The sequence below is a fragment of the Paenirhizobium selenitireducens ATCC BAA-1503 genome, from assembly GCF_900492185.1.
In the GTDB taxonomy this organism is placed as follows: domain Bacteria; phylum Pseudomonadota; class Alphaproteobacteria; order Rhizobiales; family Rhizobiaceae; genus Allorhizobium; species Allorhizobium selenitireducens_A.
Map to the genome: position 1 here is coordinate 1 of NZ_UEYP01000015.1, position 15,364 is coordinate 15,364.

Genomic DNA, 15,364 nt, shown 5'->3' on the forward strand with positions numbered 1-15,364 from the left:
TTTGCTTTTCCGCTTCACCGTCCATGCCGCCATACTTCGCCTTGTACTTGTAGAAGGTTGCATCCGAGATGCCGTGCTTGCGGCAGACATCGACTGTCTTCGCGCCCGCCTCCTGCTCCTTCAATATCCCGATGATCTGTTCTTCCGTGAACCGTGAACGCTTCATTCGTCCGTCTCCTTGATGTGACGGACTCTACCAAATTCTGGAGGAAGTTCAGGGTCTCAGGTCAGGCTAAGCAAAACATCCCGGACTGCATTCGCGAAGGCTACTGCAATTTCACGACAATAGGTGGTGTCTTTTGTCTGCTTGGCCTTGCGCGCTATGAGGGGCGCGGCACCTACAGCGCCACTGCGCCTGCAGATTGATTTGACCGCCGGAACAGCGTCCGACGGTCGAGGAAGAACCTCTTACCTGTTGTCCGGCTGTGACCTCACCAGCACCAGGCCGCGTTCGGTGATGCGGTAGGGGTGGCCGCCGGAAGACCTGATCGCCTTCTTCTGCTTCAGCTTGCGGAAGGCGATGACGTCGAGGCCGCTGAACACCCAGCCTTCGCGGGTGAAGAGCTGGATTTTCTCGATCTTTCGATTTTCATCACGCGTGAGTTCGATGCGCCCGCCCTGGGCGAGCAGGTGGAGGATGCGCTGTTCGGCGCGGGAGATGTCCATGGTGTCGATCCGGATAAGCGCTCTGGGGCGAGCGCACAAAAACGATACCGGCGCCGCAAGGGCGTCGGGGCTTCGCTTTTTTCGGGCCCAAGCGCGCGGATCATGAGGATCGCGGGCAGGGGCCTTTACCGGGACTCCGACTGACGGAACATCCAAACTCCATTGGTTACGGCTTGAAAATGGGCGTGGCCGGCCTCCCGGTCAAGCTCCCGATGCCGCGACAGGACGTCATCGGCGGGCGCCGTGTCGAATCGGACACATCCTGGCCTCAACCGGCGGCGGTGTTCGCGCAAGGTCTCGCAATGTCCACGACCGCAGCTAACCGACCGAAAAAACTGGAGAAAAAACGGCCGGCAAGGAGCGCCGGACGGCAGGCTGGAAAATCCCGCGGCGCGATGGTCTACTATCGGTGAAAGATGGGGTGCCGATGATCACCATACGCAATGCCCGCCGCGACGAAGCGGAACTGCTGGCCGCCATCGGCTTCCGCGCCTGGGAAAAGGCGATGATCCCGGTCGGCGAGACGAAGGCCATGGTCGAGGGCGCCCGGTCCGCCTTTCTCAATTTCACCCGCTCGGGATGGCTGACGATCTCGGTGATCGAGCTGAACGGCCAGCCCGCCGGCTGGGCGGCGCGCGAGGAACTCGACGAGAACATCACCGACTTCTGGATCGATCCGGATTTCCAGGGGCAGGGCTTAGGGGCGGCGCTGCTCGAGGAGATCGAGAAGGAGGTCCTGCACCAGGGCTTCACCAAGGCCAGTCTGCAGACCCATGCCAAGAACGACGAGGCGGTGCGCTTCTTCGAGAAGCACGGCTATGCGGTGCACTGGCTGACGATCGCCTACAATCCCAAGCTTGATCGCGACGTGCAGTCGGTCGGCCTGTCGAAGCAACTGGCCGCGCCGGTCGCTCCCGCCTACGGCCAGGAATTCTAGCGCCCGGCAATCGCCAGAACGCCGGCCCGGATGGCGGCAAGGGCTGTCTCCGGGGCGAGAAGCGTGGCGAGGCCGAGGAACACCTGCAGCACGAACAGGACAGGCAGCACCACATGGAAGGGCGGCTTGCGCGTCTTGTGGCGCAGCAGTCGCTGGCCGAGAAAGGCGCCGATGCCGCCGCCGAGCAGGGCGAGCCAGAGCAGGGTGGATTCCCGCACCCGCCAGTCGCCGTTGCGCGCCGCCGCCTTGTCGTAGGCGTAGACGCCGAAGACGACGAGGTTGTAGAGCGCGGCGATCGCCACCAGGATGGGCAGGTTTGCAGAGGTCATGCGCACCACCCTAGCGGCTGTCGTTTAACGCTTTGCAAGCAGCCGGAGCCTTCGGCGCGAACCGCACAAGCCTTGCGCCACCGCCGCATTTGTTCTACCTCACGGGCTTGAGAAATCCACGCATGACACGAGCAGCCGATGACCCTTGTTGACACCCGCACGCCCGATCCGAAACGCTTCATCCCCGGCGCTACCGGTGACTGGGAGATCGTCATCGGCATGGAAGTCCACGCCCAGGTGACGAGCAATTCCAAGCTGTTTTCGGGCGCGTCGACGACCTTCGGCAATGCGCCGAACGCCAACGTGTCGCTGGTCGATGCGGCCATGCCCGGCATGCTGCCCGTCATCAACGAGGAATGCGTGGCCCAGGCCGTGCGCACCGGTCTTGGCCTGAAAGCCCAGATCAACAAGCGCTCGATCTTCGACCGTAAGAACTATTTCTATCCCGACCTGCCGCAGGGCTACCAGATTTCGCAGTTCAAGGAACCGATCGTCGGCGAGGGCAAGATCATCATCTCGCTCGGTCCCGACCGCCAGGGCAATTTCGAGGACATCGAGATCGGCATCGAGCGCCTGCATCTGGAGCAGGATGCCGGCAAGTCGATGCATGACCAGCATCCGACCATGTCCTATGTCGACCTCAACCGCTCCGGCGTCGCGCTGATGGAAATCGTCTCCAAGCCCGACATGCGCTCTTCCGACGAGGCCAAGGCCTATATGACCAAGCTGCGCTCGATCGTGCGCTATCTCGGCACCTGCGACGGTAACATGGACGAGGGCTCGATGCGCGCCGACGTCAACGTCTCCGTGCGCAAGCCCGGCGGCGAGTTCGGCACGCGCTGCGAGATCAAGAACGTCAACTCGATCCGCTTCATCGGTCAGGCCATCGAATACGAGGCCCGTCGCCAGATCGCCATCCTCGAGGACGGCGGCGTCATCGACCAGGAGACCCGTCTCTTCGATCCGGGCAAGGGCGAGACGCGCTCGATGCGCTCCAAGGAAGACGCGCATGACTATCGCTATTTCCCCGATCCGGACCTGTTGCCGCTCGAATTCGACGACGCCTTCATCGAGGCGCTGAAGAAGGACCTGCCGGAACTGCCCGACGACAAGAAGGCTCGTTTCGTGCGCGAACTCGGCCTCTCGGTCTACGACGCCTCCGTGCTGGTTTCGGAAAAGGCGATCGCCGACTATTTCGAGGCCGTGGCCGAAGGCCGCGACGGCAAGACGGCCGCCAACTGGGTTATCAACGACTTGCTGGGCGCTTTGAACAAAGCCGGAAAAGCCATTGAAGATACTCCGGTTTCGCCCGCCCAGCTGGGCGGCATCATCGATCTGATCAAGGCCGAGACCATTTCCGGCAAGATCGCCAAGGACCTGTTCGAAATCGTCTTCAACGAGGGCGGTGACCCGGCCGAGATCGTCGAGAGCCGCGGCATGAAGCAGGTCACCGACACCGGTGCCATCGAGAAGGCCGTCGACGAGATCATCGCCGCCAACCCCGACCAGGTCGCCAAGGTGCTGGCCAAGCCGACGCTTGCCGGCTGGTTCGTCGGCCAGGTGATGAAGGCGACCGGCGGCAAGGCCAACCCCCAGGCCGTCCAGGCGCTGGTCAAGGCCAAGCTCGGCATCGTCGAGGAATAAGGTCTTGTTCTTCGTCCGCACCGCCAGCCTCAAGGACGCGGATGCTCTCCGCGCCCTGCTGTCGGAGACTTTTCACGCCACCTATGACCCGCTCTACGGTGAGGCGAAGGTGCGCGAACTGGTGGATGCCTGGCACTCGATCCCGGCCCTCAAGACACGGATCGAGAAGAAGGGCGGCGAGTTCCTCGTGGCGGACGATGGACGCCAGCTCGGCGGCATGGCCTATGCGGCCATGTCAACGAAGATGGCCAAGACCGCCTTCCTGCACCAGCTCTACGTCCGGCCTTCGTGCCAGCGCATGGGCATCGGCAGGGATCTCTTCGCCGAACTGGAAACCTGCTTTCCCGATGCCGAGATCATGCGGCTCGAGGTCGAGCCGCGCAACACGGCGGCGGTCGCCTTCTATCAGGAACACGGTTTCGTCGAGGTCGACCGCACGACGAGCTGTGGCGGGCCGGACAGCGGTCTGCCGGCCATCGTCATGGAAAAGCGGCTTGGTTGAGCAATGCCCTTTTGAGCCGGCCCGGCCTCAGTTGTCCATCTCGACTTCTTCCGACCTGCCGTCCTCGTCATAGATCAGAACCGGCGTGCACTCGATCAGATAGGGCCGCTTGATGTTGTCGCAGGCAATCTTTGCCGCGGCGAGCGCCAGTTCCTTGGTGTCCCAGCCGCAGTAATATTCGTGCCAGTGCGGCCCTTCCGACGACTGCATCACGACGTCGACGCTGAAGCGTGCCGGGAAGCAATAGGCCTGTTCCAGGCAGTCCTCGTCCGTTCCGCCGCCGTCGACGCATTGCTTCTTCGCGCAGTCGAAGGCGGTGGCGGCATCCTTGCCGGTGCACACCCCGCTGGACATCTCCGGTGCCTGGACGAAGGCGATGCCTTGGCGCCCGCCTTCCTCTGCGATCACACCCGTCGCCGTGAGCGCGAACACGAAAATAAGCGTGCAAAACCCTCTCACTGTCATGCGGCCCTCCTGCATTCTCCATAACCTCGGCATCAGTAACGCGCGGAAGGGAAGAATATGCAAGGGTCGGCGATCACCATCAGGAAGGCTCGCGAGCAGGACGTCGCGGCAGTCGTTGCGATCCTCGCCTCGGACGATATCGGCGGCCATGGCGACACGACCGACGAAGCCGCGCGTGCAGACTATCTGCATGCCTTCCGCACCCTAGAGCAGGCGCCGCGCGAAACCCTCTATGTCGCCGAGTGCGACGGGGAGATCGTCGGTACGTTCCAGACGCTCCTCACCACCACCCTGACCGGGCGTGGCGCAACCTCGATGATCGTCGAAGCGGTACAGACGCGGCCCGATATGCGGGGCCGCGGCATCGGCGGCCAGATGATCGGCTTCTGCCTGGAAGAGGCAAGGCGGCTCGGTCTGCGCCAGGTACAATTGACCTCGAATGCCGCCCGCACCGATGCGCATCGCTTCTACGAACGGCTCGGATTCGCCAAGAGCCATTTCGGCTTCAAGTACAAGCTGAAATGAGTCCTGCGACACGGCGAATCACTGGACAATCGCCCATCGAGGCGGCATAAGCGGAGAACGATGACAAGCCGGTGGTCGACAAGGCCCGGAGCCAAGGACGAGATATGAAGCAGCTTCTGTTGGAACTTTTCACCTGGTGGAACGGTCAGACCATGGGCACGCGTTTCTTCACCTGGCGCAAGGGCACGAAGGTCGGCGAAGACCAGTTCGGCAACATATATTACGAGGGCGGCACCACCACCTTCGGACTGCCGCGCCGCTGGGTCATCTACAAGGGCTATGCCGACGCCTCGACCATTCCGGCCGGCTGGCATGGCTGGATGCATTACCGCACCGACGTTCCGCCATCCAAGGAAGACTACAAGGCCGCGGAATGGCAGAAACCGCACCGCGCCAATGCCACCGGCACGGCGAATGCCTATCGTCCCCAGGGTTCGATCGCCGTTGCCGGCGAGCGTCCGCGCGTCACCGGCGACTATGACGCCTGGACCCCCGGCAACTGACACCGGATTTGGCCACAATTCGGTTCTAGGGCCTCTGTGTGGAGGCCGCTCTGATCGCGGCACCCGCATATTCGAAGGCTGGAGAATGGCAGACATGAAGCGTATCGGGCGTGGCTCAACCCTGGCTGTGATGGGCATGGCGGCCTTGGCCGCATCCATCGGCACCTTGGGGAGCGTTGGCCCGGCCTTGGCCGAGCGGATCTCCAACCCGGTCGCCGAGTTCGCCGGCATCGACAAGATCACCGGCCGCATTACCTCCTTTGATGTCTACATCGACGAGACGGTGCAGTTCGGCGCCCTGCAGGTCACGCCGAAGGTCTGCTATTCCCGAGACGAGAGCGAGGCGCAGAAGATCGACGCCTTCGTCGAGGTCGACGAGATCACCCTCGACCGCAAGATCCGTCGCATTTTTTCCGGCTGGATGTTCGCTGACAGCCCGGCGCTGAATGCCGTCGAGCATGCGATCTATGACGTCTGGCTGACCGGCTGCAAGCAGACCTCCGATGTTCCGGCTCCAAAGGGCGTCAAGGCTGCTCACCCGGCTCCGGTCCCCGCCAGCGAGGCCCAGAAGGCCGCGGAGACGCAGCAGCCAGTCCAAGGGCAGCAGCAGCCTGCCGCAGGCACGCAGCCGCAGCCGGCGGGTGAGCAGGGTGGTACGTTGCCTGCCGAGACCGCCCCGGTTGCCGCCCCCCCGCTCGATGCGCCGCAAGAGATACCGGATGATGTAACCGGCGACAGCGTGCCGCCCCTCGACTTGCCCCCAGGCGGGGAGGAAGTGCCGCAGGGGCAGCCTGTACCGCCGGCAGCGGTGACGCCACCGGGAAGTGTCGGACTGTTCTGACGTCCTGAGGCAAACGGCTCAAGTGGACGAAGGGTGATGCGGTGCCGCCGCTGCCTTCTCAAGCAAGCGCGCAAAACCAATCCAAGTACTTATCTTCGCAATTCGGTTCATCCGCACGACGCAAGGAGATGCGCCGCTTGACATTGTCTCTCAATGGGAACAATCAGGGAACGAACAGGAGTTGCGATCATGGCCCTTTCTGAAAAGTTCATCGTCTTGCCGTTCAAGAAGAACCGCGGCAATCTGGTTCCGGGCGAGATGCGCCAGGCCTCCAACGCCGCTGCCGCCGAGAAGATCGCCACCGCCATGTCGGCGCGCCATATCGGCGTCGCGGCCTATTCGGTGCAGGTGGACGAGGAGAGCGGCGACATGACGAGCCCGCGCCTGCTGATCCAGTTCGGCGAAACCGCCGATCTCAACGCCGCCTGAGCCGGCATTGCGGATCTTGTCGGTCGCCTGAGGATGGGGTTCAGAACGGCAGCGTTGCACTGTCGACCGCCTTGTCGAGCAGTTTCAGATAGTCCTGCTTGGGAACGTCGATGGCGCCGAAGGTCTTGAGGTGCTCGGTGGTGAACTGCGTGTCGAGCAGGGTGAAGCCGCGCATCTTCACTCGTTCGACCAGATGCACAAGGCAGATCTTCGAGGCATTGGTGCGCCGCGAAAACATGCTTTCGCCGAAGAAGGCCGAGCCGAGCGAAACGCCGTAGAGCCCGCCGACCAGCGCCTCGCCCTCCCAGGCCTCGACCGAGTGGGCGTGGCCCAGCTTGTGCAGCGCCCCGTAGAGTTCCTTGATGGTGTCGTTGATCCAGGTGCTCGGCCGGTCTTCGGCTTCCTCGGCACACTTCTCGACCACTGCGTCGAAGGCGGTGTCGAAGCGGATGTCGAAGGGCTTCTTGCGCACCGCCTTGGCGAGGCTCTTGGAAATATGGAAGGCGTCGAGCGGCAGGATGCCGCGCATTTCCGGCTCGACCCAGAAGATTTCCGGGTCGTCTGCGGCATCCGACATCGGGAAGAGCCCGATGGAATAGGCGCGCAGCAGGAGTTCCGGGGTTATCCTCTGGTCCCTGCTGCGGCGCCCTGCCATGTCTGTCTCACCTCACGGCGCAGTCCTGGCCAGGTAGTCTTCCAGCCAGTGGATGTCGTAGTCGCCATTGGCGATGTCCTGGTTGGCCACCAGATCCTGGAACAGCGGCAGCGTCGTCTTGATGCCGTCGACGACGAACTCGTCGAGCACGCGGCGAAGGCGCATCATGCATTCGACGCGCGTGCGGCCGTGCACGATCAGCTTGCCGATCAGGCTGTCGTAGTAGGGCGGGATCTTGTAGCCGGCATAGGCGCCACTGTCGACGCGAACGCCAAGGCCGCCCGGCGCGTGGAAATGCGTGATCGTACCCGGCGAGGGAACGAAGGTGCGCGGATCCTCGGCATTGATGCGGCATTCGATGGCGTGGCCGGAAAACGTGATCTCGTCCTGCGTGACCGACAGGCCGGCGCCGGAGGCGACGCGGATCTGCTCGTGCACCAGGTCGATGCCGGTAATGGCCTCCGTGATCGGATGCTCGACCTGCAGGCGGGTGTTCATTTCGATGAAATAGAACTCGCCGTTCTCGTAGAGGAATTCGATCGTGCCGGCGCCCCGGTACTTCATCTTTTTCATCGCGTCGGCGCAGATCTGGCCGATCTTCATCCGCTGCTCGACGTTGAGGGCAGGGGAGTTGGCCTCTTCCCAGACCTTCTGGTGGCGGCGCTGCAGCGAGCAGTCGCGTTCGCCGAGGTGGATCGCATTCCCGGCGCCGTCGCCGACCACCTGCACTTCGATATGGCGAGGCTTGCCGAGATATTTTTCCATGTAGACGGCGTCGTTGCCGAATGCCGCCAGCGCCTCGGAGCGGGCCGTGGAGACGGCTTCCTCGAGCTCGGCTTCGGTCTTTGCGACCTTCATACCGCGGCCACCGCCACCGGCTGTCGCCTTGATCAGGACAGGAAAACCGATTTCCCGGGCGATCTCCAGCGCATTCTCAGGCAGAACTTCGCCGGCGGAGCCCGGAACGACCGGAATGCCGAGTTCGACGGCGGTCTTCTTGGCGGTGATCTTGTCGCCCATCAGGCGGATATGCTCGGCGGTCGGCCCGATGAAGGTGATGCCGTGGGCGTCGAGGATGTCGGCGAACTTGGCGTTTTCCGACAGGAAGCCGTAACCGGGATGGACGGCATCCGCCCCGGTGATTTCGCAGGCCGCGACGATCTGGTGGATATTGAGATAGCTGTCGCGCGACGGCGGCGGGCCGATGCAGACACTTTCGTCGGCGAGGCGCACATGCATCGCGTCGGCGTCAGCCGTCGAGTGCACGGCAACGGTGGCGATGCCGAGCTCCTTGCAGGCGCGAAGCACCCGGAGCGCGATTTCGCCGCGATTTGCGATGAGGATCTTTGAAATGGTCATCGGCTTACTCGATGACGATCAGGGGCTCGCCGTACTCGACCGGGCGACCGTCTTCGACGATGATTTCGACGACCTTGCCGGAACGCGGCGCCGGGATCTGGTTCATTGTCTTCATCGCTTCGATGATCAGAAGCGTTTGGCCTTCCTTGACGATCGAGCCGACCTCGACGAAGGGACGGGCACCCGGGGCAGGGGCGAGATAGACGGTGCCGACCATCGGCGCGGTCAGGGCATTGGCGAGATTGCGGACAGGTTCCGCGGACACGACCGGAGCCGCCGGCGCTGCGACCGGTGCCGGGGCGGCGAACTGCTGATAAGCCATTTGCGGCATCGCCATCATCTGCGGCGCGGCGCGCGAGACGCGGATGCGAATGTCGTCCTGCTCGACCTCGATCTCGCTGAGGTCCGTGTCGTTGAGGATGTTCGCCAGATCACGGATCAGCGCCTGATCGATTCCCGATTTCTTGTCAGCCATGGAAAGGGGTCCTGTATTCTTGTTATTGCGTGAGGGTCTTCAGCGCATGGAGCGCCAGGATGTAGCTTTGCGGGCCGAAGCCGCAGATCATGCCTTTGGTCGCGGGCGCTATCATCGATTTATGGCGGAATTGCTCCCGCGCATGAATGTTGGAAATATGCACCTCGACAACCGGGATGCCGATGGCGCGGATCGCATCGTGCAGCGCGACGGAGGTATGCGTGTAGGCACCGGCATTGATCGCCACGCCGGCCGCCTTGTCGCTCGCTTCATGCAGCCAGTCGACCAGCAAGCCTTCGTGATTGGATTGGCGGAAATCCACCGAGAGCCCCAGATCCGCCCCGGCGGCCTTGCACTCGGCTTCGATGTCCGCAAGTGTCTTGCCGCCGTATATCCCCGGTTCACGCTTTCCCAGCATGTTGAGATTAGGGCCGTTCAGGACGAAAATTGTGTTGCTCATCTGCGGTTCCGTCGACTTTCAACCGCCTCCTATAGACCGGCGAGGCCGCAAGGGAAAGCCCCTTGCGGCCTCGGGCATTGATCGTTCCCCGGAAAATGGCGGGAAGGTTAAGCGCGGCGTGCCGGATGCTCAGCAGGTCGCCTCGCCGCACTTGCGGACGTTCGCCAGTTTCTGCTCGATCGCCTCGGAGCCGATCGCTCCGAACATTGCCTCATTGCCGACGATATAGGATGGCGTCCCGGTGATGCCGAGGCTGGTGGCCAGTTGATAGGCTTCCTTGACCGAAGCGTCATTGGGGTTTTCGGTCATCATCTTGCGGATCTGTTCTTCGCTGACGCCAAGCGATGTCGCAACCTCGATCGCGCTCTCCTCGCCGTGGCGGCCTTCGGCGGTCATCAGGGCGCGGTGGAAGTCGCCGTATTTCTCAGGGGCGATCTTGCGGAAGGCGTCCGACACCTTGTGGGCGGCCTCCGACTCGGGGCCGAGGATCGGGAACTCCTTGAGCACGAAGCGAACATTCTTGTCCTTGGCGATGATCTCGTCCATGTCGGACAGGGCGCGCTTGCAATAGCCGCAATTATAGTCGAAGAACTCGACGATGGTTACGTCGCCATTGGGGTTGCCGAGCGCGATGTCATGCTTCGAGGCAAAGAGTGCCTCCTGATTGTCCTTCACCGCCGCCGAAGCCTGCTGCAGGCGTGCATCCTGCTGCTTCTTCTCGAGCGCATCCTGGACATCGAGCATGATCTCCGGATTGGCGATCAGGTATTCCTTGATGAACGCGCCGAACTCCTTCTTCTGCGCATCGTCCAGCGCGCCGGCCGCGGTGGGCAGGGCCACCGGCAGGAGCACGAGGGCGGTCGCGGCAAGCTTCCTGAAATTCAAGGCCATGTCTTTCCTCTTGCATATTGTCCGCCATGGCGGATGTCGTGCGGATGACGGGGTCCATCCGAAACCGTTGATTTGCTGTAGCGTATCGGCAGCGAACGGCAAGTGGAATTGGAAAAATGGCCGCAGCGGAACGCTCTCGCCATTGTGAAGACTTGAATAATACGGCAATTGTCGGGCGCCCTCATCGACCGGAGTAAGTTGTTCGTGGTTTCCCTTTCAAGACGCAGCGCAGTCGAACCCTTTCATGCCATGGATCTTCTGGCGGAGGCGACCAGACGGCGCAATGCCGGGAGACCGGTGATCTCGATGGCTGTCGGCCAACCCGGCCACCCGGCGCCGCAGGCGGCACTTGCCGCGGCGCGCGAAGCGCTCGGTCACGGCCGGATCGGGTATACCGACGCGCTTGGTCTTGCCGAGCTTCGGGCCAAGCTCGCCGACTATTATCGCCGGCGCCACGGTGTGGCCGTGGATCCGGCCCGCGTCGTGGTCACCACCGGTTCCTCGGCCGGCTTCAATCTGGCCTTCCTGGCCCTGTTCGACGCCGGCGACGCCGTGGCGATAGCCAGGCCCGGCTATCCGGCCTATCGCGCCATCCTCTCGGCGCTGGGTCTCAAGGTGATTGAAGTGCCCGTCAATGCCGAGACACACTTCACGCTCACGCCGGAAAGCCTCGAAGCCGCCCAGGCGAGGGAAGGCGTGCGCCTGAAGGGCGTTCTGCTGGCGAGCCCCGCCAACCCGACCGGCACGGTGACGGGCCGCGCCCAGTTGAAGGCGGTCTATGACTATTGCCAGGGGCAGGGGATCACGCTGATCTCCGACGAGATCTATCATGGCTTGACCTATGCCGGCGAGGAGGCGACCGCGCTGGAAATCGGCGATGAGGCGATCGTCATCAATTCCTTCTCCAAGTATTATTGCATGACCGGCTGGCGTATCGGCTGGATGGTGGTGCCCGACCATATCGTCAGGCCGCTCGAATGTCTTGCGCAGAGCCTCTACATTTCCGCACCCGAACTGTCGCAGATCGCAGCGATCGCCGCACTCGGCGCCGAACAGGAACTGGAGCACTACAAGGCGAGCTGCCGGAGGAACCGTGACTTCCTGATGGCGCGCCTGCCGGAACTGGACCTGCCGCTTCTCTCGCCGATGGACGGCGCGTTCTACGCCTATGTGGATGTCACCCGCTATACCAATGACAGCATGGCATTTGCCCGGCGGATGCTTGCCGAGATCGACGTGGCGGCGACGCCCGGAATGGATTTCGATCCGCTCGACGGCCATGGCGCGCTGCGCATTTCCTATGCCGGGACCTATGCCGAGATGGTCGAAGCGACCGACAGGATGGCTGCCTGGCTTCCCGAAATTGCAATCTGATCAGATGGTTATGCGCGCAGGCGGAATCGGATCGCGAAGCGCTTGAATCACTCTCTGAACGATGACCGCAAACGAAGAGGGCCGCGTCGAACGCGGCCCTTTTGATTTCAGCGATGGCGATGCGCTTCTCAGAAGAAGCCGCGCTTCTGCCACCAGCCGCCCTTTTTCGGCTTGGTCGGTTCATCGTCGCCGTCCGTCGTGGCCTTGACCGAGGTCACCACCGGTTCGGAGGAGGTGACGTTGGATTGGCGATTGGCGCGGGCGGGCTTCGCCTCCTCGGGGGCTTCCACCACCGCTTCGGCCTCGGCAGGTGCCGCCGCGTCTTCCGCAACGGGCTCCACGGCAACGGGCGCCTCGACCTCGGCTTCTGCCACGGCGACCGGCTCGGCTGCAATCACGGGCTCCTCGACGGGAGAAGCGACGACCTTGGCCTTGCGGCTGCGGCGCGGCTTCGGCTGGACCACCTCCTCGGCGGATTCGATCGCCGTCATGGCTGCCGGCTCTTCGGCGACGGCCTGTTCGGCGATCTCCTCGATCAGCGCGGCTTCGGTATCGCTATCGTTGCTTTCGCCATCGTCACCTTCGGCCGATCCTTCGGCGCCGTTTTCCAGACCCTCTTCGCCCGGACGGCTACGGCGACCGCCGCGCTTGCCGCGGCGGCGGCGCTTGCGCTTCTGGCCGTCTTCGCCGACGGTTTCGTCCTGCTCGCGGGCCTCGCCGGCGGTCTCGACGGCGCCGTCTTCGTCGCCCTCTTCACCGTCGTCTTCGTCGCCCTCCATCTCGCCCTCGGCGCCGGCCTGAGCGCCGTTGCCGGGCTGGCCGTTCTTGCCCCGGCGGCGGCGGCGGCGCTTGCGCTTGCGGTTCTGCTCGTCGCTATTGGCCGAAGCCGCGGGCTGCGCGGCCGGTGCGGCTGCGATGATCTCTTCCTCTTCGTCCTCTTCCTCCGGTTCGGGGACGTAGTCGTCCTCCTCGATCGCCGGCAGAAGCTGCATGAGGCTCTCGATCTTCACCGGATTGGCAACCGCCTCGCCACGATCGATACCGAAGTGCTGGGCGCCGACCGAGTCGTCGCTGTCGATGGTGATCGCGACGCCGAAGCGGTGCTCGTAATCGACAATCGTGCCGCGCTTCTGGTTCAAGATATAGAGCGCCGTCTCCGGCGTGGTGCGAACCGTGATGTCGTGCGTCGTGTTCTTCAGCAGATATTCTTCGATGCCGCGCAGGACATGCAGGGCGACCGACGACTGCGAGCGGATGAGGCCCGTTCCGCCGCAATGCGGGCAGAGCTGGGTCGTCGATTCCAGGACGGAGGCGCGAATGCGCTGGCGCGACATTTCCAGGAGGCCGAAATGCGAGATCCGGCCGACCTGGATGCGGGCGCGATCGTTCTTCAGGCAGTCCTTCAGCTTCTTCTCGACGGCGCGGTTGTTGCGCTTTTCTTCCATGTCGATGAAGTCGATGACGATCAGGCCGGCAAGGTCGCGCAGGCGCAGCTGGCGGGCCACTTCTTCCGCCGCTTCGAGATTGGTCTGGAGCGCGGTGTCCTCGATCGAGTATTCGCGGGTCGAGCGGCCGGAGTTGACGTCGATCGCCACCAGCGCTTCGGTCTGGTTGATGATGATGTAGCCGCCGGATTTCAGCGTCACCTGCGGCTGCAGCATCTTGTCGAGCTGGCCTTCGATGCCGGAGCGCGAGAAGATCGGGTGCAGGTCGCGATAGGGCTGAACCACCTTGGCGTGGCTCGGCATCAGCATCTTCATGAAGTCTTTCGCTTCGCGATAGCCTTCCTCGCCGGCGACGACGATCTCGGAAATGTCCTTGTTGTAGAGGTCGCGGATCGAGCGCTTGATCAGCGAGCCTTCCTCATAGACCAGGCAGGGCGCAGTCGAGCTGAGCGTGAGCGTCCGCACGTTTTCCCACAGGCGCATGAGGTATTCGAAGTCGCGCTTGATCTCAACCTTGGTGCGGTTGGCGCCGGCGGTGCGCAGGATCACGCCCATGCCCTGCGGCACTTCGAGACCGCGGGCGATTTCCTTCAGCCGCTTGCGGTCGGTCGGCTGGGTGATCTTGCGGGAAATGCCGCCGCCACGCGCCGTGTTCGGCATCAGCACCGAATAGCGGCCGGCGAGCGACAGGTAGGTGGTCAGCGCCGCGCCCTTGTTACCGCGCTCTTCCTTGGCGACCTGCACCAGCAGGATCTGGCGCCGCTTGATCACTTCCTGGATGCGGTACTGCTTGCGCGGCTTGCGCACGATCCGGTCCGGAACCTCTTCCATGGCGTCTTCGGCGCCGACGGATTCGATTTCTTCCTTCTCCTCGATGTGGTCGTCATCGTCGTCGTCGAAATCGTCGTCGCGGCCGCGGCGTCCGCCGGCATCTTCGGAGATCTCGTCGTCGGTCTCGAACAGGGCGGCCATGTCGCCCTTGCCGTCGTCCTCGATGGCCTCGGCGGCCTCGGAGACCTGTTCCTCGGTCTCGGTGGTTTTTTTGGCGCGCGGCTTGCGGGTGCGCTTCGGCTTGGCCTTGGGGGCCTCTTCGGCGGCGGCTGCCTCGTCGGCCACAACTTCGGCCGAAACTTCAGCTTCAGCTTCCGGTTCAACGGTTTCGACCGGCACGATGCCGACGTCGGGCTGTTCTTGTGAGGCCAGATCCGAGGCGGGCGCCTCGTCGCCGTCCGATTCGTCTTCGCGCCGGTGTTCTTCGGCTTCGGCGTTCAACAACGCCTGCCGGTCGGCATAGGGGATCTGGTAGTAGTCGGGGTGGATTTCGGCGAAGGCCAGGAAACCGTGGCGATTGCCGCCATAGTCGACGAAGGCCGCCTGTAGCGAAGGTTCGACGCGTGTCACCTTCGCCAGATAGATATTGCCCCGTATCTGCTTCTTGTGCTGGGACTCGAAATCGAATTCTTCGATGCGGTTACCGCGTACGACGACAACCCGCGTCTCTTCTTCGTGAGACGCGTCGATCAACATTCTGTCTGCCATTTAAGCTGTGCTCCTCGGCGCCGCCGGGAAGGGGGTCACTCGCTCGCTGTACTCTGGTGCGGGTGATGCCTTGGGGGCTTGGCGCCGGATATAAATGTTCCCGCCCGACGGGGTGCGCTAGCAGCAATTGAACAGCTGCCGGGGTGCTTGAAAAGCCCGATCCGCCAAAAGTGTTCAAGATCAACTGCAATGACATCAAAGACCGAACGAAAACGACAATGACATAGGCCCCATGGGGCCCGATGAGTGCTCTTCAGAGCATGCGGTGGAAAACCACCAGTTGCATGTGCCGGCCGGGCCGGCGTGTTAAACCAGTTTCAGGAAA

17 protein-coding genes and 1 pseudogene are annotated in these 15,364 nt (G+C 63.1%); 8 read left to right on the forward strand and 10 right to left on the reverse strand.

Annotated elements, in window-relative coordinates; translation table 11 throughout:
* Together RHIZ70P_RS18870 and RHIZ70P_RS18875 are read right to left on the reverse strand one after the other, a co-directional pair.
* Positions 1 to 166 (reverse strand): transposase (locus tag RHIZ70P_RS18870; RefSeq protein ID WP_147294007.1); only part of this gene is annotated, 166 nt, incomplete at its 3' end.
* 242 nt (positions 167 to 408) lie between these two features.
* Positions 409 to 666 carry a YjhX family toxin gene (locus RHIZ70P_RS18875; protein ID WP_115672028.1) on the reverse strand — a complete coding sequence of 86 codons (258 nt, stop codon included), beginning with the start codon at positions 664 to 666 and terminating at the stop codon, positions 409 to 411.
* A gap of 427 nt (positions 667 to 1,093) precedes the next feature.
* On the opposite strand from RHIZ70P_RS18875, the gene RHIZ70P_RS18880 reads away from it, so the two are divergent.
* Positions 1,094 to 1,603, forward strand: a complete 510-nt coding sequence (locus RHIZ70P_RS18880) for a GNAT family N-acetyltransferase (RefSeq protein ID WP_115672029.1) — start codon at positions 1,094 to 1,096, stop codon at positions 1,601 to 1,603.
* On the opposite strand, the gene RHIZ70P_RS18885 is transcribed toward RHIZ70P_RS18880, so the two are convergent.
* Positions 1,600 to 1,932 carry a DUF1294 domain-containing protein gene (locus tag RHIZ70P_RS18885; protein ID WP_115672030.1) on the reverse strand — a complete coding sequence of 111 codons (333 nt, stop codon included), beginning with the start codon at positions 1,930 to 1,932 and terminating at the stop codon, positions 1,600 to 1,602. The genes RHIZ70P_RS18880 and RHIZ70P_RS18885 overlap by 4 nt on opposite strands.
* 138 nt (positions 1,933 to 2,070) lie before the next feature.
* Here RHIZ70P_RS18885 and gatB point away from each other — a divergent pair, with 138 nt between their 5' ends.
* Entirely contained in the window at positions 2,071 to 3,576 is a 1,506-nt protein-coding gene (gene gatB, locus RHIZ70P_RS18890) for an Asp-tRNA(Asn)/Glu-tRNA(Gln) amidotransferase subunit GatB (RefSeq protein ID WP_115672031.1), read from the forward strand.
* Between the two features lie 4 nt (positions 3,577 to 3,580).
* Positions 3,581 to 4,078, forward strand: coding sequence for a GNAT family N-acetyltransferase (locus RHIZ70P_RS18895; protein ID WP_115672032.1), 498 nt, complete (start codon positions 3,581 to 3,583; stop codon positions 4,076 to 4,078).
* A 27-nt stretch (positions 4,079 to 4,105) separates the two neighbouring features.
* Here RHIZ70P_RS18895 and RHIZ70P_RS18900 read toward each other — a convergent pair whose 3' ends face one another.
* Positions 4,106 to 4,543: a hypothetical protein gene (locus RHIZ70P_RS18900; RefSeq protein WP_115672096.1), complete on the reverse strand. Its 438-nt coding sequence runs from the start codon at positions 4,541 to 4,543 to the stop codon at positions 4,106 to 4,108.
* A 57-nt stretch (positions 4,544 to 4,600) separates the two neighbouring features.
* Between RHIZ70P_RS18900 and RHIZ70P_RS18905 the strand changes: the two genes are divergently transcribed.
* The 4 genes and pseudogenes from RHIZ70P_RS18905 (at position 4,601) to RHIZ70P_RS18920 (ending at position 6,841) form a co-directional block, all read left to right on the forward strand.
* Positions 4,601 to 5,068, forward strand: a complete 468-nt coding sequence (locus RHIZ70P_RS18905; protein ID WP_115672033.1) for a GNAT family N-acetyltransferase — start codon at positions 4,601 to 4,603, stop codon at positions 5,066 to 5,068.
* Positions 5,069 to 5,172: 104 nt separating this feature from the next.
* Positions 5,173 to 5,571, forward strand: a complete 399-nt coding sequence (locus RHIZ70P_RS18910; protein WP_115672034.1) for an NADH:ubiquinone oxidoreductase subunit NDUFA12 — start codon at positions 5,173 to 5,175, stop codon at positions 5,569 to 5,571.
* Positions 5,572 to 5,707: 136 nt separating this feature from the next.
* Positions 5,708 to 6,088, forward strand: a pseudogene (locus tag RHIZ70P_RS23310) (DUF2155 domain-containing protein); the annotation flags it as partial.
* Positions 6,089 to 6,601: 513 nt separating this feature from the next.
* Complete coding sequence (locus tag RHIZ70P_RS18920) at positions 6,602 to 6,841, forward strand: hypothetical protein (protein WP_115672035.1); 240 nt, start codon at positions 6,602 to 6,604, stop codon at positions 6,839 to 6,841.
* Between the two features lie 40 nt (positions 6,842 to 6,881).
* On the opposite strand, the gene aat is transcribed toward RHIZ70P_RS18920, so the two are convergent.
* From aat to RHIZ70P_RS18945, 5 genes are all read right to left on the reverse strand, one after another.
* Positions 6,882 to 7,496 (reverse strand): leucyl/phenylalanyl-tRNA--protein transferase, encoded by a 615-nt coding sequence (gene aat / locus RHIZ70P_RS18925; RefSeq protein WP_115672036.1) that lies wholly within the window; start codon positions 7,494 to 7,496, stop codon positions 6,882 to 6,884.
* 12 nt (positions 7,497 to 7,508) lie between these two features.
* Positions 7,509 to 8,855 (reverse strand): acetyl-CoA carboxylase biotin carboxylase subunit, encoded by a 1,347-nt coding sequence (gene accC / locus RHIZ70P_RS18930; protein WP_115672037.1) that lies wholly within the window; start codon positions 8,853 to 8,855, stop codon positions 7,509 to 7,511.
* A 4-nt stretch (positions 8,856 to 8,859) separates the two neighbouring features.
* Positions 8,860 to 9,330, reverse strand: coding sequence for an acetyl-CoA carboxylase biotin carboxyl carrier protein (gene accB / locus RHIZ70P_RS18935; RefSeq protein WP_115672038.1), 471 nt, complete (start codon positions 9,328 to 9,330; stop codon positions 8,860 to 8,862).
* Between the two features lie 22 nt (positions 9,331 to 9,352).
* On the reverse strand, positions 9,353 to 9,790 hold the full coding sequence (aroQ, locus tag RHIZ70P_RS18940) for a type II 3-dehydroquinate dehydratase (protein WP_115672039.1): 438 nt from the start codon (positions 9,788 to 9,790) through the stop codon (positions 9,353 to 9,355).
* A gap of 129 nt (positions 9,791 to 9,919) precedes the next feature.
* Positions 9,920 to 10,681, reverse strand: coding sequence for a DsbA family protein (locus RHIZ70P_RS18945; protein ID WP_115672040.1), 762 nt, complete (start codon positions 10,679 to 10,681; stop codon positions 9,920 to 9,922).
* A 204-nt stretch (positions 10,682 to 10,885) separates the two neighbouring features.
* On the opposite strand from RHIZ70P_RS18945, the gene RHIZ70P_RS18950 reads away from it, so the two are divergent.
* Complete coding sequence (locus RHIZ70P_RS18950; protein WP_115672098.1) at positions 10,886 to 12,055, forward strand: pyridoxal phosphate-dependent aminotransferase; 1,170 nt, start codon at positions 10,886 to 10,888, stop codon at positions 12,053 to 12,055.
* Positions 12,056 to 12,183: 128 nt separating this feature from the next.
* Here the strand turns inward: RHIZ70P_RS18950 and RHIZ70P_RS18955 are convergent, their stop codons facing one another.
* Complete coding sequence (locus RHIZ70P_RS18955; protein ID WP_115672041.1) at positions 12,184 to 15,039, reverse strand: Rne/Rng family ribonuclease; 2,856 nt, start codon at positions 15,037 to 15,039, stop codon at positions 12,184 to 12,186.
* Between the last annotated feature and the right edge of the window lie 325 nt (positions 15,040 to 15,364).

Bases quoted from the DNA above. Each gene is read 5' to 3' on its own strand.
- RHIZ70P_RS18875 (WP_115672028.1), bottom strand. From the start codon at position 666: ATGGACATCTCCCGCGCCGAACAGCGCATCCTCCACCTGCTCGCCCAG.
- RHIZ70P_RS18880 (WP_115672029.1), top strand. From the start codon at position 1,094: ATGATCACCATACGCAATGCCCGCCGCGACGAAGCGGAACTGCTGGCC.
- RHIZ70P_RS18885 (WP_115672030.1), bottom strand. From the start codon at position 1,932: ATGACCTCTGCAAACCTGCCCATCCTGGTGGCGATCGCCGCGCTCTAC.
- gatB (WP_115672031.1), top strand. From the start codon at position 2,071: ATGACCCTTGTTGACACCCGCACGCCCGATCCGAAACGCTTCATCCCC.
- RHIZ70P_RS18900 (WP_115672096.1), bottom strand. From the start codon at position 4,543: ATGACAGTGAGAGGGTTTTGCACGCTTATTTTCGTGTTCGCGCTCACG.
- RHIZ70P_RS18905 (WP_115672033.1), top strand. From the start codon at position 4,601: ATGCAAGGGTCGGCGATCACCATCAGGAAGGCTCGCGAGCAGGACGTC.
- RHIZ70P_RS18910 (WP_115672034.1), top strand. From the start codon at position 5,173: ATGAAGCAGCTTCTGTTGGAACTTTTCACCTGGTGGAACGGTCAGACC.
- RHIZ70P_RS18920 (WP_115672035.1), top strand. From the start codon at position 6,602: ATGGCCCTTTCTGAAAAGTTCATCGTCTTGCCGTTCAAGAAGAACCGC.
- aat (WP_115672036.1), bottom strand. From the start codon at position 7,496: ATGGCAGGGCGCCGCAGCAGGGACCAGAGGATAACCCCGGAACTCCTG.
- accC (WP_115672037.1), bottom strand. From the start codon at position 8,855: ATGACCATTTCAAAGATCCTCATCGCAAATCGCGGCGAAATCGCGCTC.
- accB (WP_115672038.1), bottom strand. From the start codon at position 9,330: ATGGCTGACAAGAAATCGGGAATCGATCAGGCGCTGATCCGTGATCTG.
- aroQ (WP_115672039.1), bottom strand. From the start codon at position 9,790: ATGAGCAACACAATTTTCGTCCTGAACGGCCCTAATCTCAACATGCTG.
- RHIZ70P_RS18945 (WP_115672040.1), bottom strand. From the start codon at position 10,681: ATGGCCTTGAATTTCAGGAAGCTTGCCGCGACCGCCCTCGTGCTCCTG.
- RHIZ70P_RS18955 (WP_115672041.1), bottom strand. From the start codon at position 15,039: ATGGCAGACAGAATGTTGATCGACGCGTCTCACGAAGAAGAGACGCGG.